We start from the raw sequence: 24,368 nt of genomic DNA on the forward strand, positions 1-24,368 counted from the left end.
TCCACACTCCCTCTCCCCCCGGGAGAGGGGATGGGTTGGGCGTCTAACAATTTTATTCTCTGTGACCCCTGTGGACCTCAGTGTCCTCTGTGGTCACGCTTTCAGCTTTTCAGCTTACGTTTCTTAAGGTGCTAGATGAAGTATTCCAAGGTATATATCGAATCTTTCGGTTACGAACTCGCTCCAGTGGTGGTCACCTCGGACGAGCTCGAGGCGCGGCTGGAGCCGCTTTACAAGACGCTGCACTTCACTCCGGGACAATTGCAGGCCCTGACCGGGATCCGCGAGCGGCGCTGGTGGGAACCTGGCTTCCAGCTCTCTAAGGGCGCCATTGCCGCCGGTAAGAAGGCTCTGGCAACGGCCGGCATCTCGCCCAACGAGATCGGCGCCCTGCTCTACACCGGCGTCTGCCGTGAACGCTTCGAGCCGGCCACCGCCTGCCGCGTCGCCGCCGGTCTGGGCGTCTCGGGCAACGCCGCCGTGTACGACCTCTCCAACGCCTGTCTGGGCGTGTTAAACGGCATCCTGGAAGTCGCCAACCGCATCGAGTTGGGGCAGATCCGCGCCGGCCTGGTGGTCTCCTGCGAGAGCGCGCGCGACATCAACGACGTCATGATCGCCAAAATGCTGGAAGACCGCAGCATGGAAAACTTCGCCAGCTCGCTCGCCACCCTCACCGGCGGTTCAGGCGCGGTAGCGGTGCTCCTCACCGACGGCTCCTTCTCCAAGTCCGGCCGCAGGAGGCTGCGCGGCGGCATTGCCCAGGCGGCACCGGAACACCACGGCCTCTGCCTCTGGGGCATGACACCGGACGGCAAGGGCGGCTACGAGCAGTCGATGAGCACCGACGCGGTGAGCGTCATGAACTACGGGGTGGAACTGGGACGCCGCACTTGGGAAGAGTTCCTCCCCGAGGTGGGTTGGCGTGAGACCGACGTAGACCGCGTCATCTGCCACCAGGTGGGAAGCGCGCACCAGAGTGCCATCCTGAAAACCCTTGGCATCTCTCTGCACAAAGACTTCACCAGCTACGAGTTCCTGGGCAACATGGGGACCGTTTCACTGCCCCTTACCGCCGCGCTGGCCGATGAGCGCGACGTGCTTTCCGCCGGCGACCGCGTGGCCCTGTTGGGCATCGGAAGCGGGCTCAACTGCCTGATGCTGGGAGTGGACTGGTGAGAGACGCCGTGAAAAAATACTACCCCTTCACCGGCTGCACCCTCGACCTCGACGGCCTCGCCTACCACTATCTCGATGAGGGGACCGGCGCGCCGGTAGTCATGGTGCACGGCAACCCGTCTTGGTCCTTCTATTACCGCAACCTGGTGCTGGCGCTGCGCGACAACTTCCGCTGCATCGTGCCGGATCACATCGGCTGCGGTTTCTCGGACAAGCCCGGCGACGACCGCTATGACTACACGCTTTCGCGCCGCATTGACGACCTGGAGCGCCTGATCGACTCGCTCGATCTGCAGGGGAAGATCACCCTCGTGGTGCACGACTGGGGCGGGATGATCGGCATGGGGTACGCGAGCCGCCACCCGGAGCGCATCGGTCGCATCGTGGTGCTCAACACCGCCGCTTTCCATCTCCCCAAGGAGAAGACCTTCCCGCTGGGACTGAAGATCTGCCGCGACACCATGCTCGGCACCCTGCTGGTGCGCGGCTTCAACGCCTTCAGCGTCGGCGCCTCCCTCGTCGGCTGCAAGATAAACCCGATGTCGCAGGAGCTGAGGCAGGCCTACCGCGCCCCCTACGACTCCTGGCAGAACCGGATCGCCACCCTGCGCTTCGTGCAGGATATCCCGCTCGCTCCCGGCGACCGCGGCTATGACCTCATCAGTGAGATCGCCGCCGGGCTGGAGCGCTTCGTCGACCTCCCCATGGCCATCTTCTGGGGCGAGCTCGACTTCGTGTTCGACACCACCTTTCTAGCCGAGTGGCAGCGTCGCTTCCCCAAGGCGCAGGTGAAGAGTTACCCCGACGCCGGACATTACATCCTCGAAGACATGAAGGAGGAAGTGGTGCCGATGATCGTCCAATTCCTGCAGCAGACCGAGACCCGGGAGACTGCCTGACCGATGGCCGAAACCGAATTCGTCAACATTGCCGCGCACCTGCCGGAGATGGCCCGGCGCCAGCCGGAGACCAGGGCGATCATCTTCCCCAAGGGGAAGCGGAGCCTCACCTTCTCCGAGTTAAATCGCCTGAGCGACCGTATTGCGCGCGGGCTGATCGCCAACGGCATCCGCAGCGGCGTGCGCACCGTGCTCATGGTGACGCCGAGCCCCGAGTTCTTCGCCCTCACCTTCGCCCTCTTCAAGATCGGCGCGGTGCCGGTGCTGATCGACCCGGGGCTGGGGATCAAGAACCTGAAGCAGTGCTTTTCCGAGGCGGAGCCGCACGCCTTCATCGGCATCCCCAAGGCGCACATCGCCCGTAAGCTCTTTGGCTGGGGCAAGGAGACCATCCGCACCTGCATTACCGTGGGACCGCGCCTGTTATGGGAAGGGACCACCCTGGCCAAGATCATCGCCGAGCAGGATGACGATACCCCCTTCACCCTCGCCCCGACCCAACAGGAAGACGTCGCCGCCATCCTCTTCACCAGCGGCAGCACCGGCATCCCCAAGGGCGCCATCTACAGCCACGGCAATTTCTCCGCCCAGGTGAAGGCGCTCAAAGAGGTCTACGGCATCGAACCGGGCGAGATCGATCTCCCCACCTTCCCGTTGTTCGCCCTCTTCGCACCGGCGCTGGGCATGACCGCAGTCATCCCGGAGATGGACTTCACCCGTCCCGGATCCGTCGATCCGCGCAAGATCGTGGGGCCGATCAACGAGTACGGCGTCACCACCATGTTCGGCTCCCCCGCGCTCATCAACCGGGTAGGACGTTACGGCGTCGAGCACGGCGTCAAGCTACCGACCCTGCGCCGCGCCATCTCGGCCGGTGCGCCGGTCCCGGCCTCGGTGCTGGAACGTTTCACGAGCCTCCTGAACCCCGGCGTCCAGGTCTTCACCCCCTACGGCGCCACCGAGGCGCTCCCGGTTTGCTCCATTGGCAGCACGGAAATACTTGAAGAAACCCGCAAGATTACCGATGCCGGAGGCGGGGTCTGCGTCGGCCGCCCGGTCGAGGGGATTCGCCTGGAGATCATCCAGATCACCGACAATCCCATCTATGGGTGGGATGATTCGCTGCGCGTCCCCGTCGGCAAGATCGGCGAGATCGTGGTGCAGGGAGAGCAGGTGACCCGCGGCTACTACAACCGCCCCGAATCCGATCACCTTTCCAAGATCATCGACTCGGCCACCGGTTCCTTCTTTCACCGCATGGGCGACCTGGGCGGCAGGGACGAGGAGGGGCGCGTCTGGTTCTGCGGCCGCAAGTCGCACCGCGTCGAGACCGAGGGCGGACTGCTCTACACCATCCCCTGCGAGGCCGTCTTCAACACCCATCCCGCCGTGTTCCGCAGCGCCCTCGTGGGCGTAGGTGAACCGGGGGCGCTCACGCCGGTGATCTGCATCGAACTGGAGAAGAACGTCAAGGTCGACCAGGAACAGGTTCGCAAGGAGCTGGAAGCACTGGCGGAGGAGCACATCCACACCCGCTCCATCGAGACCATCCTGTTCCATCCCGCTTTCCCGGTGGATATCCGGCACAACGCCAAGATCTTCCGGGAGAAGCTGGCGGTCTGGGCCGCAGAGAGCCTGAAATGCGCGCGCTAGTCACCGGAGGAGGCGGTTTTCTCGGTTCGGCCATCGTGAGACAGTTGCACGCCCGCGGCGACGAGGTGGTCAGTTTCTCGCGCGGCGACTACCCCGAACTTGCCGCGCTGGGCGTCGAGCAGCGCCGTGGCGACCTCTCCGACCTGAACGCCGTCGTCGAGGCGGCAAAAGGGTGCGATGTCGTCTTCCACGTCGCGGCCAAGGCCGGCATCTGGGGTGATTTCCAGGAGTACTACCTAGCCAACGTCGTCGGCACAGAAAACGTCATCGCCGCCTGCCGCATCCTCGGCATCGGTCGCCTGGTCTACACCGGGTCACCGAGCGTGGTTTTCGACGGATCCGACGTCGAGGGCGCCGACGAGTCGCTCCCCTACCCCTCCCATTTCGAGGCACCCTACCCGCACACCAAGGCGCTGGCCGAAAAGGCTGTGCTCGCCGCCAACTCGCGCACCCTGTCCACCGTCTCCCTACGGCCTCACCTGATCTGGGGCCCCAACGACAACCACCTGGTGCCGCGCATCGTGGCAAAAGGACGCGCCGGCGCCTTGAGGCGCATCGGCACCCGCACCTGCCTGGTAGACACCGTGTATGTGGAAAACGCCGCCGAGGCGCACCTGAACGCGGCGGACCGCCTCAGTGCAGATGCACCGCTGGCCGGAAAGGCCTACTTCATCTCCAACGGTGAGCCGATACCGCTATGGGACATGGTGAACGCGATTCTCGAAGCTGCAGGCGTGCCTCCCGTCACCCGCACCATTCCTGCCGGAGTGGCCTATGCCGCCGGGGTCGCCTGTGAAGTGGCATGGAAGACGTTGCGGCTATCCGGCGAACCTCCCATGACCCGCTTCGTTGCCAAGGAACTCGCCACCTCCCATTGGTTCGACATCTCCGCGGCCCGTCGTGATCTCGGCTACTCGCCGCGCATCTCGACCCAGGAGGGACTGAGGTTGCTGCGTGCATCGTTCGAGGCGGGGGCTTGATCCCCGTCGCCGGGCTGGAGGCTGTGCGTGCGCAATACCGGCTCGAACCGTTGCAGCGCCCGGATCACGAGAAGGAGCGCCTGGTTGGCTTTTTGAGCGAAGGCGAACTGCGGCGCGGCGCGCGGCTGCTCGATAGCGGCAAGCGCGAAGAGTTCCTGGTAGCACGGGGACTGCTGCGGGAAATCCTGGCTGGCCTCACCGGCGACGAACCGGCAAGTATCCAGTTTGAGGAGGGCGAGTTTGGCAAGCCGTACCTGGCACCACGCCAGTGCGACGACGGCTTGCGCTTCAACGCTTCCCATGCCGGCGGGCAGTTGCTGGTAGCTGTGTGTTACGGAGCCGAGATAGGTGTGGATCTGGAAGAAGTACGGCAGGATCTGGCGTTTCGCCCCATGGCGGAGCGCTATTTTTCTGTGCGGGAGCGTGAAGAGCTGTTCGGCTTGGAGCCGCGGCAGCAACTGGAAGCGTTTTACCGTTGCTGGACCAGGAAAGAGGCCTACATGAAGGCGACCGGGAGCGGTTTCTCGCAACCTTCCACCGGATTCGACATGTCGCTACGTCCGGGTGAACCGGCGGCCCTCCTGGGGCATGCCTCCGCCCCCGGCGACGTTAATCGCTGGCGCATAGTGGACCTGCCTGTCCCCGCCGGTTATTGTGCTGCTTTGGCAATTCAGAGGCAGGGCGAATAATTATTCGCCCCTACAGGGTTCCCATTCTTCACATCAATCCCATAGTCCCCATCAGCCCCACAAAACCGAGCCCTTACTTACCCTTCCCCCTAAACGCCCGGTAGGCGTCCATGTGGCTTTTGTACTTCACTAGGCTCACCTCGCTGTTCAGCCAGGCGTAGATGATGGCGTTGGTCTCCCTGTCCCACTTAAAAAAGAGCCGGTGCTCTTTGGTCGGCTTGGCCCGGCGCCACTGCCGGTAGGCATGCCCCTCGGCCTCCCCTTGGTAGTACGCAGCGTGCTGCGGGTCTGCCGGTATCTCGTCCTTGATGGCCCGGTACACCCGCGCCAGGAGTTTCGCCTGGGGCGACTCCTTGTAGGTCTGCGGATTCCGCTCCTTTTCCTTGGCCACCACGGTAATCAGTTCGTCCAGCACCTGTTCGAACGCGGCGTGAAACCGTATGCGCGACTCGTTGCTGACCATCTATACCTCCACGCCTTTGACCAGTTCCTCGATTAGCTTCATCTTGTCGGGGTCCGGGACCTTGATGGTGTCTGCGCTGAAGGCAAGTTCCCGCTCCATGCAGTCATACAAGTCGTAGAGGGTGCCGTTCTCGACGGAAAAGGAGAAAGCATCGAAGATGCGGGGATGGCAGGCCATGGTGGCGAGCCTCTCGGAAACCCGGTCCTCGTAATAGGTGGCGACCAAGCTGTCCGGGAGGACGAAACGGTAGTGGATGAAGGAGGAATCCTTGGTGCGGACCAGTTCGTAGCTGTAGTGCTGCAGCATGGCGTCGGTTTCGCTGAAGGCCGTCCCGATGGCGGAGAGCACCGTCTTCAGGTCCTGCTCCACCAGCCCCTGGCGGGCCAGTGCTTCGGTAACCGCCTCGTCATCGCCCTGGCGCGGGTGACGCACGCCCTCGTGCTCATCCTGCCACTGAGACAGCAGTTTCTTCAGTAGCGAAAATCTGCCAGTCAACGGGGCGAGATCGATGGCCGCGTTCAACAGCTTCGGCTCCTGGGGGGCACGATCCAGCGCGAGCAGGGCATACTTGGCTGCATCGTTCCAAAGGCAGCACTTTTTAAGGGCGAAGGCGTAGTACATCAAGGAGAGATAGGAGTCGGAGAGTTCGATGGCCTGGAGGTACTGGGCGTGCATCGACACGATATCGTGTTCCAGGCAGGCAACAAGCCCGAGCAGGAGATGAGCGGATACCGGATCCTTTTTCAGGAGCGTGTGCGCCGCCTTCTTGTATTTCGCCAGCTTCAGTCCTTGCGTCACGTCCCGGCGGGTGAAGCTTCCCAACTCCCGCAGGAGTTGGCCGAAATCGGGCTGTTTGCGGAAGAACATGGTCGGGCTCAGCTAAGCCCGGTGCCGCAGAACCGGCACGAGGTCTCGCGCCATTTGCTGAACTCACTGCACTTGGGACATTGCCGATAATGCCCCTGTACCGGGCGGAGCGGGCGTTGAAAGAGGGTGATCATTACGGTGGGAGCGAAGAGGCCGTTCAGCAATAACCACAGGAACGGGTTACGCCCCTTGGTGTATGCGACATAGGCACCGATGGAGCCCGGCAGGATAAAGAAAATCAGGACGAATCCCCATTCCATAACGTTGGTAGGCATGTATGCTCCAGTAATCGGTGAGCCCCCCTCCCTTCCGGGACAGGAGCAGGGAATCAGGTTCTCGGTTCGGTCCTGGTGATGGTGCTGCGCAGCTCAAGCCCCAAAAGTCCAGCTGCTTCGTGGACCGCGTTCAGGTAGCGCTCCTTGAAGTGCGGCAGGGCGTCGGTCGGATTGCCATCCTCGTCCCAGGGAAGCTCGGTGCGCGACAGCACGATCAAGATCTCCTCCATCGCATCCCTTTGCTTTCTCAGTTCGCGAATCTCTTGCACAGCCTCACGCAACAACTCAGCCGTGGCCGGATCGTCGGATGTCGCTGCCTGCAACTTCTGTAGCATATCGGTCATCGGTCGCTCCTCTTGAGTGGTGGCATGGTAGCAGTGAGGCGTATACGAGTCAACAGCCTTTATAAGTCCGTATTGCCGGTCTGTTCCATGCACCGGTCATGTCTTCCCCGCCGCAAAGCTGATTTCTTTTAATTGCCAAAGCGTAACAAAGGCTTTATGCTCTCCCACTTGCAGTCACCACTACTCAAACAAAGGACGATCATATGAACAAGCTCGTAACTCTACTCATCGGCTCCGCTCTCACCTCTCTCATTGCCGCCAATGGTTTTGCGGCTGAGGCAGCCCCCGCCGCGGCCGCGGCAGCAGCACCTGCCGCAATTGTGGCCCCTGTTGCACCGGCTGCCCCTGCCAAGGACGATGCAAGCGCAACAGTGAAGATCGCCTATATCGACATGGCGAAGGTCGCTGCGGAATCTCCCGAAGGGAAGGCGGCAGGCGAGTCGCTCAAGAAGAAGTCGGAGCAGTTGCGCAGCAAGCTCGACGCCAAGACCAAGCAGCTCGAGAAGCAAAAAGCGGCCATCGAGGCAAAGCTCCCTACCATGACCCAGAAGGAGCGCGCCGCCAAGGCGGCCGAGTTCCAGAAAAAGGTCGAGGAGTACCAGAAGCTGGCCCGCGCAAGCGAGTTGGAGGTGAGCAAGTTGCAGGACAAGCTGACCAACGAAATCGGCGGTGTGATCAAGAAGGCAGCTGCGGATTATGCCAAGGCTAATGGGTACCTGCTGGTGGTCGAGGAGAAAGGTGTGCTCTTTGCTGATGAAAAGGTAAAGCCGAAGGACATCAGCGAAGAGGTTGCCGCCGAACTTTCCAAGAAAGGCAAGAAATAACCTCGCTACCAGACACAACCGCATCATCCCTTTCGCTTCATCGATTCGCCGCCTCGTGATTCACTGGCGGCGAATCCTTTTTCCCCCCAAGACACATCTCTCCCCTTCCGGTAAAAAAACAACAAGCTCTAAGACAAAGCAATAATCGTTGGTAGAATGTCTTCTTGTTTCTGGATGACAAATTCCGAGCGGTACAGGGGACAACGATGAGGCTAAGACTTCGGCTTATTTCGCTCTGTCTGGCGCTGGTCATCTCCTGCCGGTGCGGGGTTGCGGAAGCGACCCTGGGGGAGCCGGCCGAGACCATCGCCAGGGACACCAAGAGTTTCGCGGGCGTGCTTCAGAAGTCGGCAACCCGGGGCAAGTACCGCGTCCAATCCATCGCATCAGGTACCACTGCCACCACGGTGCGGGAATACGTAGCGCCTTCGGGCGTCGTCTTCGCGGTGGCCTGGAACGGCTTAGTGCACCCGGACCTGAAGGTGTTGCTGGGAAACTATCACAGCGACTACCGCAAGGGGCTGTCCCACGCCGCGCGTCAGCCCGGGCGCCGGGGTGCCAAGGTAGCGACGGAGCGACTGGTGGTGGAGACCTGGGGGCACATGCGTAACTTGCAAGGGCGGGCCTATCTTCCGGAACTGCTGCCCGAAGGAGTGAGCGTCGATGAGATCCGTTAAGCTGTCGGCAGTCATGGCCATGGTCGCAGTGCTCGTTGGTTTGCTGGGATGCGGCGGAGGAGGAAGCAAGGGACCCGCGCTCACCTCGATAACGGTTACCCCGGGAGATTCAACCCTCTCTGTTGGCACGACCGGTCGCTTCACAGCTACCGGCACCTATTCCGACAACAGCACACGTGACATCACCAACCAGGTTTCCTGGAGTTCCTCCGTTACCGGGGTAGCGACCATTAGCAACGCGTCGGGGAACAAGGGGGTGGTTACCGCGGTGTCGGTCGGGACCACGACGCTAACGGCCAAGGTGGGATCGTTCAATGCAAGCACCACTCTCACCACCACGCCGGCATTGACCCCTGTCGCCAACGTGATGCCGTTGACGGTGAACGGTTCCCTCTGCTCCCCGGGCAGCTATCTCAACAAGGCCTGCGTCAGCGTCACCATCTGTAACCCCGACCTCTCCGCATGCCAAACAGTGAACGACATCCTGCTTGATACCGGCAGCTATGGGTTGCGGGTCTTTCAGCAGGCGATTCCTGACCTGACGTTGCCGCCTGTCGCCAGCGGCACCGGCTCTCTTACCGGCTGCGTCCAATTCGCCGACAACAGCTCGCTTTGGGGCCCGATCAAGACGGCGATGGTGAAACTGGGCAACGAGCCGTTCGTTTCCGTACCGATCCAGGTGATTAACTCCAGCTTCGGTTCGCTCCCCAGCGCCTGTGCCAATGCCGATCCGACCCCGGTATCTTCCGGATTCGCCGGGATACTCGGGGTTGGCGTCGCCAAGGAAGATTGCGGCCCCCTCTGCACCTTCACATCGGCCAATGGCGTGTATTTCAGCTGCAGCGGAAGCGTCTGCGTTGACACCACTGTCCCGCTCGCCGACCAGGTGCAGAACCCGGTCGCGACACTTCCCGTGGACAACAACGGCCTGATCGTCAGCCTGCCACCGGTTCCCGTTGGCGGTGTCCCTTCCATCGCAGGCTCGGTGATCCTCGGGATCGGCACCAGCACCAACAATACCCTTACCAGCTCGGTGGTACTGAAAACCGATGCAGATGGAGACTTCACCACCATCTTCAACGGCACCCCCACCAACGGGTTCGCAGACACCGGTTCCAACGGGTTATTCTTCCCGAGCACGGATTCGACTCTGCTCCCGGTATGCCCCTCGCCCAATACTGACTGGTATTGCCCGCCGGTGACCAGGACCCTTCTGGCGACCAACGTCAGCGCCACTGGCGCACCGAGATCGACGGTCAGTTTCCAGATTTCAAATTTCATCAGCCTCGTCAACAGCTCCAACCATGTTTTCAGCGATATCGGCGGACAATCGAGCTTCGGCTTCGACTGGGGACTCCCCTTCTTCATGGGGCGCAGCGTTGCCTTCGGGATAGAAGGTGAAACCTCCCCCCTCGGTACCGGACCCTACGTCGCCTATTGATGTGACCGCACCTAGATCACAAAAAGCACCTTGCAATATGCGGGGTGCTTTTTTAGTTTTTATGCCAATGGACCTCGTTAAGCGACGCTTCAGTTTGACCTGACCGACGCCATCCGATAGTATCCTCATTGTTGTAATATCAATCGGCTGCAATGTGAGGGGGCATCCTTGTTCAAGTCATTACTGTTGGTTTCGGTTTTCCTTTTGGCCTTGGCACAAGTACATGCTGTTGCCGCTTCCGCAGCCGCTGAGAGCAAGCCACAAAGCGTGGAACAGCAAGAAACCTCGAGTAAGCCGGCGACAACGGCACGAGCCGTGATAACCAACCACAAGGTACAGATCGGCGGCAAGGAATTGTCGTACCAGGCCTGTGCCGGAACGCTGCCGGTGCAAAATGACGCGGGCGAGACCGAGGCGGAGATCTTCTACGTCTCCTACCGCATGCCGCAACCCGCCTCGGCACCCCCTCGCCCCCTGCTCTTCGTGTTCAATGGAGGCCCCGGTGCCGCCTCGGTCTGGCTCCACCTTGGGGCGCTCGGGCCTAGACGGGTGCAGATGCTGCCCGACGGTAACATGCCTGCGCCCCCCTTCCACTTGGTCGACAACGGCTCCAGTTGGCTCGATGTTGCCGATCTCGTCTTCGTTGACCCGGTCGGCACCGGCTATAGTCGCGCCGTCAAACCCGATCTTGCCAAGAAGTTCTCCGCGGTGCAGGCCGACATCGATTCGCTGGATCGTTTCATCAGGCTCTACCTTACCCGCAACGGGCGCTGGAACGCTCCCGTGTTCCTGGTCGGCGAGAGCTACGGCACCTTCCGCTCGGCTGGGCTGGCGGAGCATCTGGTAGAGCATGGCGTCGCGCTGAACGGCGTCATCCTGATTTCCAGTGTCCTCAACATGCAGACCATTACCTTCGACTACGGCAACGACCTCCCCTACCAACTCTTCCTCCCCAGCTACACCGCGACGGCTTGGTACCACCATAAACTCGCGCCTGAATTGCAGGCGGACCTGGACCGGACCCTGGCCCAGGCCGAGCAGTGGGCGGGATCGGAGTACCTGTGGGCGCTCAACAAAGGGGATCGGTTGACCCCGGCGGAACGCAAGGCGGTTGCGGAAAAACTGGCGCGATTCACCGGGCTCGGCATCGACCTGGTGGAAAACCGGAATTTGCGGGTGGATAACAGGGATTTTGCCAAGGAGTTGCTGCGCGGCGAGGGGCGCATGGTGGGGTTGATGGACAGCAGGCTGAACGCGGAGAACCCTGAGCCGGGCAGGCACTTGGGCTTTGACGCGACCGTGACCACCATTCGCCCCCCTTTCACCAGCGCCGTCAACGCGTATCTAAGGGAGGAGCTTGGCTATCAATCCGATCTCGAGTACTTCGTGCTGGGAGGGGGCATCGGCCGCTGGGACTGGGAGGCCAAGAACAGCTATGCCGATACCGGCGAAAACCTGCGCAACGCAATGGTGAAGAATCCCTACCTGAAGGTGCTGATCGCCTCGGGTCTCTTCGACCTGGCCACACCGCATTTCGCCACCGACTACACCGTGGCGCACCTGGGAGTGGGAGGTGAACTGCGGCGCAACATCTCCATCAAACGGTACCGCTCGGGGCACATGATGTACCTGGAGTCCGACGCGTTGGCGCAGCTTAAAAAGGATGCGGCGGAATTTATCGGCCAAACCCTCAAGCGTTAGTTCAACTTATTGCCACAGTGCAGGCGGCGTCGGAGTCTCAATCCTGTCTTGCTCCTCCTTGGGGAGGATAGAAAAGAAATCCAGGCCGGTCTGTCTTTCCACCTCGCGCACCGGTACCAGGTACTTCGGCATGTCGTCGGACTCCAGCGGTTGGTTCGGCATGATCAGCGCCAGCGCCTCACGCCGGGCCGGATCGAGGATCACCTTGTACAGCGCGGACGGTACCGCCACGTGGTTGCGGCCGATAGTCTTGACCGCCCCCTTGGGGTAGATCGGCCCGCTGTAGATGAAAAGCTCTCCCCGCTTCTCCACCCACGCACGCACCTTCCCCTCCAACTCGGCCCAGATGCCGCGGTTCATCCCCTCGCCCGCCTGCGGCACCATGTTGGAGAGGAAGAAACTCTCCGACATCGCCTGTTCGTCCCACGCCATGTCAGCGGCCGGCGCCATATGGCCCCGGTCGTAACCCGATCCCCGGTAATCGGAAAGCTCCGCGCGCTCACCCTTGAGAAGATCGAGATCGGGGCGGAAGTTGTTGGATCGCTTCAGCTTCACCAGCAGCCGCTCCCTGGTCATCCGCTCGACAACCCAAAGCGGCGTCTTTCTCTGCGCGTCGTGGCTCAAAAGGAAACCCTTGCGGCAAAGGAGGTCCCCGCTTTGCCCGGGAACGCCGTAGGCTGCGAATTCCCGGCACTCCTCGACGGGTCCGCCGAACGCTGAGGTTGCCGTTACCAGAAAGAGAACAATGAATTGGAGGAATCGGATACGAGGCATGGGTCCGCCGCAAGGAATCCGCCTGGCGGCGGGTTGATTTGGCGGCAGTTTAGCAGGAGGACGCTGTCCGGCGCAACAGTGTTGACAAGCTTCAGAGCAGGTCCCGCTCTGTCTCTACGTTGTGCAGGTTCAACTTCTTGTTAATTTCTCGCACATATTGAGGACTGCTGTTGTCCGTGCTGTCGTCCTTGAACTCAAGAAGGAGCTTCAAGAGATAATAGAAAAGCCCCAGCCCTAGGCAAGGCAGCACCCCTCCCAGCACCAGCATAACACCTGAATATTCCACGCCGACCTCCTTCGTCAGAATGTTCAGACTGCAGCGGAACACAAATATATATTAGCCTGAATTAATGTCAAGCGAATGCCATCACTGATGTCGTGGGCGATAGTGGCGAGAAGCAGGCGTGGGTAGGGGTATGTGGAAGGTGAAAAAAAATTTAGCTGACAGTTTACACAATTGAAAAGTCGATTATCATTGACACAATGAAAACAGCCTAATACTTACAACGCGAGGTACCACTGACAATGCACGAGGGATTCCAGTCAGACCACAGCCGAGATGCTGCAGCAGAGACTTTCCATCGGACGGGTATGACCGAGCAGTTCACAGAGGTAAAGGCAAAGCTGATTCACAATGTCAGGCGCAATTCGAAGAGGTATGGCGCATTGACCTCCTCCCGCATCCTGTCCGTACTCGCCAAAGGGCTGCCGGGCGAACTGCAGCATGGAGTGTTGGAAGCTGTCTCGACAGGGGCGCTGGCCAGTGACATAAGAGCCCTGGTAACGCCGTCGGGTCAGCTTTTCCTCTACTCACAGGACTATATGACCAGTGATGATGCCTCCGCCAAGGGTAAACTGGAAGAAGTGAAGCATGCCATGGCTGAAAGGATCCGCAGGGACTCCAGGGTAATTACGGCCCTCACCCCGTTGAACGCCATATTCACGCTGTGCCCGGAAATAAAGCCAGTGAAGGTATGTTCGCTGCTCAACGAGATGCAGACCCAGGTGCAGTACCGGGACATCAAAACCGTCTCCGCCTTCAGCGGCGAACTGTACCTGTACTGCGACGCGCATATCACCGAGAAGTACGCGGGGCTCCTGGTCCGTTCCGCCGTCACCGATGCCTGCAGCACCATCGTGGAAACGGTACGGGAAGAATCCCGCATCTACCCCAGGCCGACCAGGGTGAGCCTCTTCACCAGCCATGTGTATGGCATCCCCGCCGCGACCCTACATCCCTGCATTGTGCGGGTACTCAACTCGCCGCAATTCAGCGATATCCGCAAACTGGTGCACCCCGAAACCGACGCCGAATACCTCTATTCCACGCTCCACATGAACGAGGAGCAGGCCTACTCGCTTATGAAATGGATGGAGGAAGAAGGGACTGCTGCAGGGAGAGCGCTGTAACTTCCGCGATGTCCTTCACCTGCGTCGTGACTCCGGTCACGTCCTTGATACCGTCCTCAAACATGGTCATGCAGAAGGGACAGCTGACGCAAATGGTCTCCGGCTTGTGCGCCAGCGCCTCCTGGACCCTGCTGCGGTTGATGGGTGTCCCTTCGTGTTCCTCGAGCCACATGCGCCCTCCGCCTGCCCCACAGCACAAGGCGTTTTCCCGGCTGCGCCCCATTTCCACGACCTCTTGCCCGGCGGCCATCCTCAGTACCTCGCGCGGAGCCTGATAGACATTGTTGTGCCGGCCGAGGTAGCAGGAATCGTGGAAGACGGTGCGCCCGATTTCGGCGGTGCCGGACAGGGTGAGCCTTCCTGCCGCCACTAGTTCATCGATCAACTGGCTGTGATGCATTACCTCCAGCTCTAGCCCGTACTGGCGGTAATCGTTCTTCAGTGTTGTGAAGCAGTGCGGACACTGGGTGATCACCTTGGTCACCCCCTTGGCCACAAACTGCTCAACGGTCGCCTTGGCCATCTGGTCGAAGAGGTACTCGTTACCCAGGCGCCGCACGCTATCGCCGCAGCACTTCTCATCCTTCCCCAGCACCCCGTAGGAAACGCCCGCCGCATCGAGTACGCGTGTCAAAGCCACCGAAACCTGCTTGTTGCGTGCATCGAAGGCGCCGGAACAGCCGACGAAGAGCAGGTACTCCGTCTCCCCCGCCTCGAATGGGCGCAGGTTCAACTGTGAACTCCACTTGCTCCGCTCCGCAGGGGCCATGCCCCACGGGTTGGAGCGCTGCTCCATGTTCTCGAAGAGGTTCAAGAGCTCCTCAGGGAAGCTGGCATCCATCTGCACCAAGTGCCGGCGCATCTTGACGATCTTGGGAAGGTGTTCGATGAAGACCGGGCAGGCCTCCATGCAGGCACCGCACGAGGTGCAGCTCCAGAGGGCCGCCGGCTTGATGCTCCCCTTTGTTTCGTTACCGATTAGGGATATGGTGCGCTCAGCCGCAAGGTCCCCGGCGAGCTTATCCATGACCGCGCCGTTTCGCAGCAGGTTCTCCTTGATGGCATGGATCACCTCGCGCGGGTTGAGCGCCTTGCCCGTGCTGGATGCGGGGCAGGATTGCTGACAGCGTCCGCACTCGGTGCAGGAGAAGGAATCGAGCAGATCCTTCCAGGAGAGCCGGTCCACGGTGGCTGCGCCGAACCGGTTTCCTTCGAGAAAGGACTCGCGCTCCTGGGTGTTGCTCTCTCCCATGGTGCGCAGGAATACGTTGGGTATGGCGGTAAGTATGTGCATATGTTTGCTGTAGGGAAGAAAGTTCATGAATCCCAGCAGCACCACGGCATGGATCCACCAGAAGACGTTGCCGGTAGTCTCCAGCTGTGTAGCTGCCGGAGTGGCTCTGATCAGGCTGGCGGCGAGAGCGGACACGGGTGTGGCGGTCGTGGCAGGCAGCATCCCCTGTGCGATGCGGACGCCGTTCAGCCCGAGGTACGCCAGCATCAGGGTGGCGATCATGGCGAGGATGATGTAGGCCTCGAGAGTGCGGGCGCCATCGAAGGGTGGCTGCACCGTGCGGTGGACCGCCGCGACCACGACAGCGAACAGGGTTGCCACTGAACAGATGTCGAAGAGGAACAACAGCGCGCCATGTACGGTCGCGGGGAGCAGCGCGAAGGAAACCGCGGGGAAGATTCCCGAGACCAGGAATTCCAGGTTGGCTAGGGCCAGTGCCAAAAAGGCCCAGAAGATGACGCCGTGGTTCAGGCCGAAGGGGCGGCTTACCACCCTCTTCTGACCGACGGCGTAGATGAGCATCTCCTTGAGACGATCCAGGGGGCGGTCGAAGCGGTCCTCGCTACTGCCGACGGTTACCAGTGCCAGCCTGCGGTAGCAGCTGAAGGCGAACCCAGCAAGGGAGACCGTCAGCATGGCGATGAAAAGTGTCTGTTGCATGTAAGCTCCGTAAATGTTCAAGAAAAATATGATTTTGCTGTGAAGTCCCCCTTTCGCAAAGGGGGATTGAGGGGGATTTGCTTTTGATTGTGGAGAGGCAAATCCCCCCTGTCCCCCCTTCGCAAAGGGGGGAACTCTGGTTCGGGTGCGGTGCTTTGTCGGCGGCATACTCAGTGGGACGGGACTTCACTGAAAACTGGGGAAGCTTTTCAGGCCGCGGCGCGGCTCTTCATCTCCCTCACCCGCGCCGTCAGCGCCGGGACCACCTGGAATAGGTCGCCTACGATGCCGAACGTGGCTACCTCAAAGATGGGTGCATCGGAATCACGATTGATGGCAATGATGGCATCGGAATCCTGCATGCCGACCAGGTGCTGGATGGCACCCGATATGCCGCAGGCGATGTAGATCTTGGGACGCACCGTCTTCCCGGTCTGCCCGACCTGCCGGTCTTGCGAAAGCCAACCCGCGTCCACCGCGCTGCGCGACCCACCCACCACACCTCCTAATTCCTCGGCAAGTTCCTCCAGCATGGCGAAGTTTTCCTTGGCCATCAAGCCGCGCCCCCCCGAGACGATGAACTCGGCACCGGCGACGTCCACCTTGTCCTTGGCGCCCTTTTCGGTGATCACCTCGAGCACGCGCGTGAAGATGGATGACTCGCAAATGGGGCAGCTTTCGTGGATGATGGTGCCGGTCCTGCCTGGACGCTGCTGTGGCATGGGCATCACGTGCGGTCGCACGGTCGCCATCTGTGGCCGGAACCGGTCGCACATGATGGTGGCCATGATGTTGCCGCCGAATGCAGGGCGGGTCTGCATGAGGTTCCCTTTCCCGTCGATGCCGAGAGAGGTACAGTCAGCCGTCAGCCCGGTCTTGACGCGCGTGGCCACCGCGCCGGCCAGGTCACGCCCCATGCCGGTCGCACCCATAAGCACCACTTCAGGCTTGTGCTTGTCGATCAGGCGACACATCACCTCGAGGAAGGGCTCGGTTCGGTATTGCCGGAACACCGTGTTGTCGACCAGGTAGGCCTGGTCCGCGCCGTAGCTGAAGGCGAGGTCGGCAAGCCGCTCGACGCCGCTGCCGATGATCACCGCCGAAAGCGGCACTCCGAGTTGGTCGGCCAGCTCACGTCCGACCCCGGTCAACTCCCAGGACACCTTTGCCGCTTCACCATCGTTTTGTTCGATGAAAACCCAAACGCCTCGGTAGGCCGCGATTCTGCGCCGCCGCTCAACTTCTTCCTCATCCATTTCCTCGCCGCCGTGCTTCTCGAAGCTGGCGATAATGGCGAGTTCCTCTGGGGTGTAGAACATCTCCAGTGCGCCTGCCGGGCACGCCTTAACGCATTTCACGCAGCCGATGCACTTTTGCGCCTCGATGATCGGTTCGCCCTGTTCGCTCATCTCCACGCCGTTCACCGGGCAGACGCTTTGACAGCGAGCGCCGCAGGCGATGCATTTGCCGGAAATGACCCGTGCCTTGCCGCGCGGTTTCTTTTGTTTTTGTTGCTCAGCCATGGGCTACCCTCTGTTATCCGGTTTTGTCCTGTAGGGGCGAATAATGATTCGCCCTGTTCTTCCTCCCTCGCCCTTCGGGAGAGGGTCGGGGTGAGGGCGTTTGTGGCTGCGTGGGCGAATGATTATTCGCCCCTACAGCGCGAGGAACCTGCTTTTCCTAAACGGCCAGCACGTCTCCCTCGATCAACTTATCGAGCAGCAGGTTTGCCGCTCCCACCGGGTCGTTCATGCCATCGCCGATGATCTCCCCTTCCTTGCGCTCTGGTGAGAAGATGCGGCTGACCCAGGTCGGTGAGCCTTTCAGCCCGACGCTGTTCACGTCCAGCTGCAACTGCTCGTTGCTCCAACATTCCACCTGCGCCTTGGCGGAGGAAAGCCGCATGGGGACCGTAGGGTAGCGCGGCCGGTTCAGTTCGCGCACCACGGTGATCATCACCGGCAACCGCGCCTCGACGACCTCGTAACGCCCCTCCAGCTTTCGGCGCACCACGATGGTCTTCTGTACCAGGTCGATCTTTTCGATCCTGTCCACCAAGGTAAGCTGTGAGTACCCCAGGCGAACAGCAATGCCAGGTCCCACTTGGGCAGTATCGCCGTCTATGGTCTGTTTGCCGCACAACACAATCCCGACTTCTTCCTGTTCACCCAATTTTCTGATGGCCGCGGCGATGACGTTGCTGGTCGAGAGCGTATCGGCTCCGCCAAAGACCCGGTCAGAAAGAAGAATGCTGCGGTCGACGCCGAGTGCCAGCGCCTTCCTGAGTGTCGCCTCCGCGTTGGGCGGTCCCATGGAAAGGGCAACAGCCTTGAAGCCATGACTGTCTTTTAGTCGCAGACTTTCTTCCAGTGCGTGGCTGTCATAGGGGTTGATGATGAACGGTATGCCGTCCCTGATGAGAGTATTTGTTGCCGGATCTATCTGTACCTGGGTGGTGTCCGGAACCTGTTTAACACAGGCGACAACTAACATGTATCACTCCTTGTAGAGCCCCTCTGGATGCAGTGTATTTACTTACCCGATTATTGCTTTACCGCGACACACCTTTGTCTTGCTCTTGCTTGCTTATCCCATGCTCCCCATGCTGGCCAACGCAAATACCTTCTGTGGCGCGTACTTCGGCCGCGCGCCAAGGTACATCAGCGTGTTGCTTCCCTTGATGGAAAACCCCTTCCGCGTAAGCAAAGCTGCAGCCGCCAGGTTGCCGGAGGGAACATCGAGGAAGACGTGCCTCGCTGAGGCTGCAAGGGCAGGATCGAGCAGCGATGCGGCCTGTCCTTCGATGATGGCGCCCCAAGGCCCGAGTTGCGTCCCCTGCTGCCAATGCTGGATGCAGACGAACGAGTAATTGCCGCACATGACTTGGCCACGGCTGATAGCCACGTCCAAAAGGGCATCGCGATGATCGCCCCACCCGGCCTTGTCCACGAGCCGAATTACTTCCCAGTCGCAGGGGGGCGAGGGAGACCAACCAGAGCCACCCCTCCCCTCCCCCACCCAGCGGTTGATGCTGTCAATGGGGATAAAGCCAAGTTTCCTGTACAGTTCCACCCCTTTTGCCGATGCCGTCAGCCAAACTGTTTCCACACCTGCTTCAAGTAAGGCCTGCAAGGCCGCCTGCATCAATTCGCTGCCGATACCGCCTCTGCGCGCCTCAGACGACACCAGGAGGTTCCCGATCCAGCCGCTCTTGTCGTGGCGCAGGGTAGAGATGTATCCCAACGTCTTATTGCCGGTGCGCTTCACGAAACAGCCTTGGGGGAAGGCCTGCAGCAGGAACTCCATCTCCCACTTCCCGCAGATCCATCCTTCCGCCAGTGCCAGTCTGAGGAACGGGGCGATGTCCGAACTGAGAAACCGGCTGGGCATGTCAGCCTTCGGTTGCCACGGTCAGTTGCAGGTTCTCGCCGATAAGACCTACGGCGTCGGCGCGGCATTGCTTGCAATGCTTAAACTGTCCGATGGTCTTTTCATTGTCGCGGCGCAGCGCGTCCAGGCGCTCCGCTGACGGAGGCTCTACGTGGGCAAAATCCGCCTGCGGGATGAGCGGCATGATGTTCATGACGAACGCGCCCAGTTCTTTTACCTTATTGGAGATGAGCGGTATCTGGGCGTCGTTGACTCCGGGGATGAGGACGGTGTTTATCTTAATGGTCATCCCCAGTTCCGCCGCCTGGCGTATCCCTTCAAGCTGGTTGCGCACCAGGATCTCGCCTGCCTCGCTACCGCTGTAGGTCGTTCCCTGGTAATGCACGTAGGAGTAGATCTTTCCGCCGACAACAGGGTCCAGCGTGTTCAGTGTCACGGTCAGACTGTGCAACCCCAGCGCCTTGAGGATCGGCATCTTGTCCGGCAGCAGTAGGCCGTTGGTGCTCATGCACTTGATCAGGTCGGGGAACTCCCGGTCTACCAGTTGGAAGGTCTCGAAGGTCTCATCATTGAAGAGCGGATCGCCGGGTCCGGCAATACCGATGACCTTGATGATGGGGCCGGTGACCGGGCTTGCCATCACCTCACGAACCCCGACGATTGCTTCCTCGGGCGACAGTAGGCGGCTGGTTACACCGGGGCGCGATTCATTGGCGCAATCGTGGCGCCTGGTGCAGTAGCCGCACTTGATATTGCACTTTGGAGCCACAGCCAGGTGCATCCTGCCGTTTTTGTGATGGTTGCCCCCGAAACAGGGATGGCCCTGAATCTTCTTCATCTTCTCGCACGACGTTGCCATGGTATCCTCCTTGACCCTTACAGGCTTTGCGCCTGAAAAAGAAAATGCCCGGTCGGAAAATAATCCGCCGGGCATCGTTGCCGTCACTGTCAGATACATCGTTGTACCTTTGCATCCTATGAGCATTTAGCGTGCCACAGACGTCATGCGGTGCTGTCTACGTTGTTATGGGCTGTACGGGGTGATCGCTGTATGAGAGAAGATCCGGCAGGAAAGGTCTGCAGAATAGGCCGTTTATCTAAAGTAACGTGTCTGGTGTGCCCTCAGCAGCGGCCCTGCCGGGTGCGCTGCAGCCCCTCCTGGTACTTATCAATATTTCTTTGCCTCACGCCACTGGCTCTCGTCTATTTTTTGGGCATTGCCTAACCTCGCGGCAGCATCCCTATCCTATCACTCAATGCTCACACCACGAAAACAGGCGAACTAGGAGGCTCTGCCAGACTGATCAGTCTTCCCTGAGCAACGGATTGGATATTGCAGCATTTCGCCTATGACCACTTCTTCAGGACATAGAGAAATTATCAGTCGCGCCCGTGGTGCGTTCCTCGGCCTCGCGGTTGGTGATGCGCTCGGGGCGCCGGTCGAGTTCATGACTCGCGGGGAGATCAAGGACAAATACGGGGTGTTGAAGGAGATGGTGGGAGGCGGTTGGCTCAGATTGAAGCCCGGGCAGGTGACCGACGATACGGAGATGTCGCTTTGCCTGGCACGAGCAACCGTCAAGGCAAAAGGATGGGACTTGCAGGCGGCGGCCGAACATCTCGCTGGATGGCTGAAATCCAAACCCATTGATGTCGGTGACACCTGCCGGCGTGGCATCAGAAATTATATGCTGCGCGGGATGCTGGAGACTCCGCCCAACGAGTGGGACGGTGGCAATGGCGCGGCCATGCGGACGCTGCCCATCGCCCTCTGCACCGTCGGCAACGATCTTTTACTGGAGCGTCTGACCATCGAGCAGGCCCACCTGACCCACAACCATCCCTACTCCGACGCTGCCTCCGTATACCTTGGACGATTGCTGCACTTGGCTCTCACCGGGCGCTCCATGCTGCAACTGCGCCGGGAAGCGGACCGGCTTATTTCGAAGCACCCTTCCTTTGCCTTTGATCCATACAAAGGACTGGCCACAGGCTACGTGGTGGACACCATGCAAACCGTCTTCCACTGTTTCTTCCGGGCGCGTTCTTTCGAAGGGTGCGTCATTGAGACCGTCAACCAGGGTGGCGACGCGGATACGACCGGTGCCATAGCAGGCGCGTTCGCAGGTGCGTATTACGGAGAAGAGGGAATTCCAGCCAGATGGAGGAAGAAGCTGGCAAAGGAGTTAGTCGCCGAGATTTCCTATTTGGCCGAACAACTAGTGCGGCTGTCGCCGCGGTTGCAGGGGATGTAGTCGGCTGCGGAGATGTCGCAGGCAACGGCTGATAACGATGGAAAGTGATTCACAACTTCTCAACTGCGGTTCATAACTTCTCAGCAGGGGATCATAACTTCTCAGGAGCGATTCATAACTTCTCAAGAGCGATTCATAACTTCTCTAGAGCGATTCACAACTTCTCTAGAGCGATTCACAACTTCTCTAGAGCGATTCACAACTTCTCTAGAGCGATTCACAACTTCTCAAGAGCGGTTCACAAGTTCTCTAGAGCCGTTCACAAGTTCTCTAGAGCGGTTCACAAGTTCTCTAGAGCGGTTCACAACTTCTCAAGAGCGGTCCACAACTTCTCAAGAGCGGTCCACAACTTCTCAAGAGCAGTTCATAACTTCTCAAGAGCAGTTCATAACTTCTCAACCGCGATTCACAACTTCTCTGGCTCGCCGAACCTAAACCGTACACATAAGACGCTTCACGCGGTATTCCCCACCTACCACCAAGCATTCCCCCTCCCCCTTCAAGATCGAGTTGGGCAGAAGTTCACTATAGAAGAATACCTTCGCCAGCGGGACCTGCACCTGCCACACGATGAAACCGAATTCCCAAGCACGTTCTTCGTCGGTCGTGAAGGAGTTGAGGTTGTTAAGCCGAACGATCTCTTCTCGTTTTGAGATCGTATCCAGGACATCATACTCGGACTTGTCGAAAGTGCCGCGATACAAGGTGAGGTGTTTGCGGTCGGGATACCGTTTGGCGAGTTCGTACTGGCAGTATTCGTAGAGTAAGTCCAACTGAGAGTTGATGGCCGAGGTGCGTGCGCTCCCCTTGGTGCGATCCACCGCGTACTGCAGATAGTTCTCGTCGTGAATCCCCGAGATGCGGACATTGTGGAACGTTGGCGCGAGGCCCATCCGGCTCTCAACCCATCCCTTCAGTACTGCTCCCTCCACCGAGTTGGAATCCATCATCCATCCACGGAGAAATCGCAGGTAGCTGTTCTTGAGGCTTTTACGCGCCGTGGCCGTCTCCTGCTGCCACTGGTGCAGCTGGAACTTCACGGACATGTAGTCGTTGAAGACGGAGGCGCGTTCCTCGTGGGTGGCTATCTGGTCCAGCTTCTCGAAAAGAAAGCGGTTAACGGCCCGCACCCCCTGGACCTCCAAGGGCTGCGGGTTATCGTTGAAGTGGCGGGAGGCGATGACCCAAGGTGGCAGGTTACAGTGGTTGAATGAATTCTCCATTGAATCACCACTAAAAGACAGATTGAGATTAAGACTAAGATTGAGATGGAAAGTTTATGTACACGGACAGCATCTACAGCACCTTGGCGAGATCCTTTAGGACCGGTATGATCTCCCCTTCGACGACGTAGGGCTCGACACCTAGACGGTCCAATTCAATCCTGGGGGCTTCCCCAATCATTGAGCAGACCACGGCACGGCAGCCATGGAGCGCGTCAGCGGTGTCTTTGAGCGTGTGGGCGCGCAGCGGATGGTCCGGATCGAAACGGCAATACTTCTCGACGGGCCGCTCTTCCAGAAAGGTAACGCTCTCGCCTTCTACCTGGTAGATGAGGAAACGCTCAACGTGCCCGAAATGCTGGTTCACTTCCTTGCCATCCTTTGATGCAACGGCGAAAAGCATGTGGAACCTCCATTTGATATATACCCTCGCCCACCGGGAGAGGGTGCCCGGAGGGCGGGTGAGGGCATTGCCTCTAGCACAAAGCCCTCACCCCTGCCCCTCTCCCGGAGGGCGAGGGGTACACTTTACATCTCGGTGTGTTACGCCTCTACCGGTGCAAAGGTGAAGCATTTCTTGGAACAGGTCCGGCCGCAGGCCCCGCAGCCGATACAGTTCCCGGCATTTTCGACCTTCATGTACATCTTGGCCGAATCATCCTCGTCCAGTTCTTCAAAGCTCAACACGTCATGCGCGCAAACTTTGTAACAGCGGCCACAGCCGATGCAGGTCTGTTCGTCGATCGCGACAATAAATTCGGGGGTCCATTCTTTCTTGTTTTTGGTCAGTCCGGTGATGTAGGCCATGGTAGTTCTCCTTTTCATTGTTGATACGGATTATGTCTAAAGCTTTACCTAAACTGTTGGCGCGTCTCCCCTCGCCCTCCGGGAGAGGGGAAGGGGTGAGGGATCACTATCTCGCCGTGGCACACCCCTCACCCTAACCCTCTCCCAGGGGGAGAGGGGATAGAACTAGTCCTCGTCCATAAACGATGTCGCCTGATCCTTGTTCATAGCCTTACGCAGCCAGGGCGGCGGGTTGCCTTGCAGCACTTCCTGCATCTTTTCGATTGACTCCTTCAGCCCCACCTCTACGTTGGTCTTCATCGGGTGGATACGCTTGGCCACGAGTTTTGCCGCAGCCGGCCCACCGATCTGCATGGTATAGACGATGGCGCATTCCGAGAGCAGGTTGGCGCGCGCGGCGATCCGATCTTCCTCGTCGCTGCCGTGCTCGCCAACGGAGACGGTCTGGACGTAGTGCGCCTCATCGGGTCCCACCTCCCAAATATGGAAGGAATCAGCCTGGCCGAAGTGCATGTCAATGGTGTCGCCTGTCCTGGTAGTAAAAGCGATCTTCATAGCTCGGT

Annotated in this window: 26 protein-coding genes; 11 read left to right on the forward strand and 15 right to left on the reverse strand. The window is 59.8% G+C overall.

The window, feature by feature from the left end; translation table 11 throughout:
* The first annotated feature begins 135 nt into the window (after positions 1–135).
* Genes JFN90_RS12085 through JFN90_RS12105 form a run of 5 tightly spaced genes read left to right on the forward strand, consistent with a single transcriptional unit; the run spans position 136 to position 5,400 of the window.
* Positions 136–1,179 (forward strand): 3-oxoacyl-ACP synthase III, encoded by a 1,044-nt coding sequence (locus tag JFN90_RS12085; RefSeq protein WP_199395370.1) that lies wholly within the window; start codon positions 136–138, stop codon positions 1,177–1,179.
* An 8-nt stretch (positions 1,180–1,187) separates the two neighbouring features.
* On the forward strand, positions 1,188–2,078 hold the full coding sequence (locus JFN90_RS12090) for an alpha/beta fold hydrolase (protein WP_407931923.1): 891 nt from the start codon (positions 1,188–1,190) through the stop codon (positions 2,076–2,078).
* A 3-nt stretch (positions 2,079–2,081) separates the two neighbouring features.
* Positions 2,082–3,731: a fatty acid CoA ligase family protein gene (locus JFN90_RS12095; protein WP_199395372.1), complete on the forward strand. Its 1,650-nt coding sequence runs from the start codon at positions 2,082–2,084 to the stop codon at positions 3,729–3,731.
* A complete protein-coding gene (locus tag JFN90_RS12100) occupies positions 3,719–4,711 on the forward strand; it encodes an NAD-dependent epimerase/dehydratase family protein (RefSeq protein WP_199395373.1) in 993 nt (330 codons plus the stop codon). The genes JFN90_RS12095 and JFN90_RS12100 overlap by 13 nt, the downstream gene beginning before the upstream one ends.
* The gene (locus JFN90_RS12105) at positions 4,708–5,400 is read left to right on the forward strand and encodes a 4'-phosphopantetheinyl transferase family protein (RefSeq protein WP_199395374.1); all 693 of its coding nucleotides are present in this window, start codon (positions 4,708–4,710) and stop codon (positions 5,398–5,400) included. Before JFN90_RS12100 ends, JFN90_RS12105 begins: the two co-directional genes overlap by 4 nt.
* Positions 5,401–5,473: 73 nt before the next feature.
* Here JFN90_RS12105 and JFN90_RS12110 read toward each other — a convergent pair whose 3' ends face one another.
* From JFN90_RS12110 to JFN90_RS12125, 4 genes are read right to left on the reverse strand one after another with little or no spacing between them, the layout of a single operon-like run.
* Positions 5,474–5,863: a type II toxin-antitoxin system YhaV family toxin gene (locus JFN90_RS12110; protein WP_199395375.1), complete on the reverse strand. Its 390-nt coding sequence runs from the start codon at positions 5,861–5,863 to the stop codon at positions 5,474–5,476.
* Positions 5,864–6,730, reverse strand: coding sequence for a hypothetical protein (locus JFN90_RS12115; protein ID WP_199395376.1), 867 nt, complete (start codon positions 6,728–6,730; stop codon positions 5,864–5,866).
* An 8-nt stretch (positions 6,731–6,738) separates the two neighbouring features.
* Positions 6,739–7,005 (reverse strand): hypothetical protein, encoded by a 267-nt coding sequence (locus JFN90_RS12120; protein ID WP_199395377.1) that lies wholly within the window; start codon positions 7,003–7,005, stop codon positions 6,739–6,741.
* A 53-nt stretch (positions 7,006–7,058) separates the two neighbouring features.
* Positions 7,059–7,349 carry a hypothetical protein gene (locus JFN90_RS12125; RefSeq protein ID WP_199395378.1) on the reverse strand — a complete coding sequence of 97 codons (291 nt, stop codon included), beginning with the start codon at positions 7,347–7,349 and terminating at the stop codon, positions 7,059–7,061.
* A gap of 203 nt (positions 7,350–7,552) precedes the next feature.
* Here JFN90_RS12125 and JFN90_RS12130 point away from each other — a divergent pair, with 203 nt between their 5' ends.
* The 4 genes from JFN90_RS12130 to JFN90_RS12145 all read left to right on the forward strand — a co-directional run bounded on the left by JFN90_RS12130 (position 7,553) and on the right by JFN90_RS12145 (position 11,992).
* The gene (locus tag JFN90_RS12130; RefSeq protein ID WP_199395379.1) at positions 7,553–8,173 is read left to right on the forward strand and encodes an OmpH family outer membrane protein; all 621 of its coding nucleotides are present in this window, start codon (positions 7,553–7,555) and stop codon (positions 8,171–8,173) included.
* A 206-nt stretch (positions 8,174–8,379) separates the two neighbouring features.
* Positions 8,380–8,850: a DUF2844 domain-containing protein gene (locus JFN90_RS12135; RefSeq protein ID WP_199395380.1), complete on the forward strand. Its 471-nt coding sequence runs from the start codon at positions 8,380–8,382 to the stop codon at positions 8,848–8,850.
* Entirely contained in the window at positions 8,837–10,291 is a 1,455-nt protein-coding gene (locus tag JFN90_RS12140; RefSeq protein WP_199395381.1) for a DUF3443 family protein, read from the forward strand. The genes JFN90_RS12135 and JFN90_RS12140 overlap by 14 nt, the downstream gene beginning before the upstream one ends.
* A 267-nt stretch (positions 10,292–10,558) precedes the next feature.
* Positions 10,559–11,992 (forward strand): S10 family peptidase, encoded by a 1,434-nt coding sequence (locus tag JFN90_RS12145; RefSeq protein ID WP_328755632.1) that lies wholly within the window; start codon positions 10,559–10,561, stop codon positions 11,990–11,992.
* Between the two features lie 6 nt (positions 11,993–11,998).
* On the opposite strand, the gene JFN90_RS12150 is transcribed toward JFN90_RS12145, so the two are convergent.
* Positions 11,999–12,766, reverse strand: coding sequence for a DNA/RNA non-specific endonuclease (locus JFN90_RS12150; RefSeq protein WP_199395383.1), 768 nt, complete (start codon positions 12,764–12,766; stop codon positions 11,999–12,001).
* Between the two features lie 91 nt (positions 12,767–12,857).
* Entirely contained in the window at positions 12,858–13,052 is a 195-nt protein-coding gene (locus JFN90_RS12155) for a hypothetical protein (protein WP_199395384.1), read from the reverse strand.
* Between the two features lie 380 nt (positions 13,053–13,432).
* On the opposite strand from JFN90_RS12155, the gene JFN90_RS12160 reads away from it, so the two are divergent.
* The gene (locus JFN90_RS12160) at positions 13,433–14,176 is read left to right on the forward strand and encodes a hypothetical protein (RefSeq protein WP_199395385.1); all 744 of its coding nucleotides are present in this window, start codon (positions 13,433–13,435) and stop codon (positions 14,174–14,176) included.
* On the opposite strand, the gene JFN90_RS12165 is transcribed toward JFN90_RS12160, so the two are convergent.
* The 5 genes from JFN90_RS12165 to JFN90_RS12185 form a co-directional block, all read right to left on the reverse strand.
* Positions 14,127–16,130 carry a (Fe-S)-binding protein gene (locus tag JFN90_RS12165; protein WP_199395386.1) on the reverse strand — a complete coding sequence of 668 codons (2,004 nt, stop codon included), beginning with the start codon at positions 16,128–16,130 and terminating at the stop codon, positions 14,127–14,129. The two genes, JFN90_RS12160 and JFN90_RS12165, sit on opposite strands and share 50 nt — an antisense overlap.
* A 209-nt stretch (positions 16,131–16,339) precedes the next feature.
* Entirely contained in the window at positions 16,340–17,653 is a 1,314-nt protein-coding gene (locus JFN90_RS12170; RefSeq protein WP_199395387.1) for an electron transfer flavoprotein subunit alpha, read from the reverse strand.
* A gap of 157 nt (positions 17,654–17,810) precedes the next feature.
* Positions 17,811–18,623 (reverse strand): electron transfer flavoprotein subunit beta/FixA family protein, encoded by an 813-nt coding sequence (locus JFN90_RS12175; RefSeq protein WP_199395388.1) that lies wholly within the window; start codon positions 18,621–18,623, stop codon positions 17,811–17,813.
* A 93-nt stretch (positions 18,624–18,716) separates the two neighbouring features.
* Positions 18,717–19,520 carry a GNAT family N-acetyltransferase gene (locus JFN90_RS12180; RefSeq protein ID WP_199395389.1) on the reverse strand — a complete coding sequence of 268 codons (804 nt, stop codon included), beginning with the start codon at positions 19,518–19,520 and terminating at the stop codon, positions 18,717–18,719.
* A 1-nt stretch (position 19,521) separates the two neighbouring features.
* The gene (locus JFN90_RS12185) at positions 19,522–20,379 is read right to left on the reverse strand and encodes a radical SAM protein (RefSeq protein WP_199395390.1); all 858 of its coding nucleotides are present in this window, start codon (positions 20,377–20,379) and stop codon (positions 19,522–19,524) included.
* 490 nt (positions 20,380–20,869) lie between these two features.
* On the opposite strand from JFN90_RS12185, the gene draG reads away from it, so the two are divergent.
* Positions 20,870–21,775, forward strand: a complete 906-nt coding sequence (gene draG, locus JFN90_RS12190) for an ADP-ribosyl-[dinitrogen reductase] hydrolase (protein ID WP_199395391.1) — start codon at positions 20,870–20,872, stop codon at positions 21,773–21,775.
* Between the two features lie 431 nt (positions 21,776–22,206).
* Here the strand turns inward: draG and JFN90_RS12195 are convergent, their stop codons facing one another.
* The 4 genes from JFN90_RS12195 to nifX form a co-directional block, all read right to left on the reverse strand.
* Positions 22,207–22,998, reverse strand: a complete 792-nt coding sequence (locus JFN90_RS12195) for an NAD(+)--dinitrogen-reductase ADP-D-ribosyltransferase (RefSeq protein WP_199395392.1) — start codon at positions 22,996–22,998, stop codon at positions 22,207–22,209.
* Between the two features lie 73 nt (positions 22,999–23,071).
* Positions 23,072–23,401, reverse strand: a complete 330-nt coding sequence (locus JFN90_RS12200) for a NifB/NifX family molybdenum-iron cluster-binding protein (protein WP_199395393.1) — start codon at positions 23,399–23,401, stop codon at positions 23,072–23,074.
* A gap of 140 nt (positions 23,402–23,541) precedes the next feature.
* Entirely contained in the window at positions 23,542–23,805 is a 264-nt protein-coding gene (fdxB, locus tag JFN90_RS12205; protein WP_199395394.1) for a ferredoxin III, nif-specific, read from the reverse strand.
* Between the two features lie 165 nt (positions 23,806–23,970).
* The gene (gene nifX / locus JFN90_RS12210) at positions 23,971–24,360 is read right to left on the reverse strand and encodes a nitrogen fixation protein NifX (RefSeq protein WP_199395395.1); all 390 of its coding nucleotides are present in this window, start codon (positions 24,358–24,360) and stop codon (positions 23,971–23,973) included.
* Positions 24,361–24,368 lie beyond the last annotated feature (8 nt).

The organism is Geomonas propionica, assembly GCF_016458235.1.
Lineage (GTDB): Bacteria > Desulfobacterota > Desulfuromonadia > Geobacterales > Geobacteraceae > Geomonas > Geomonas propionica.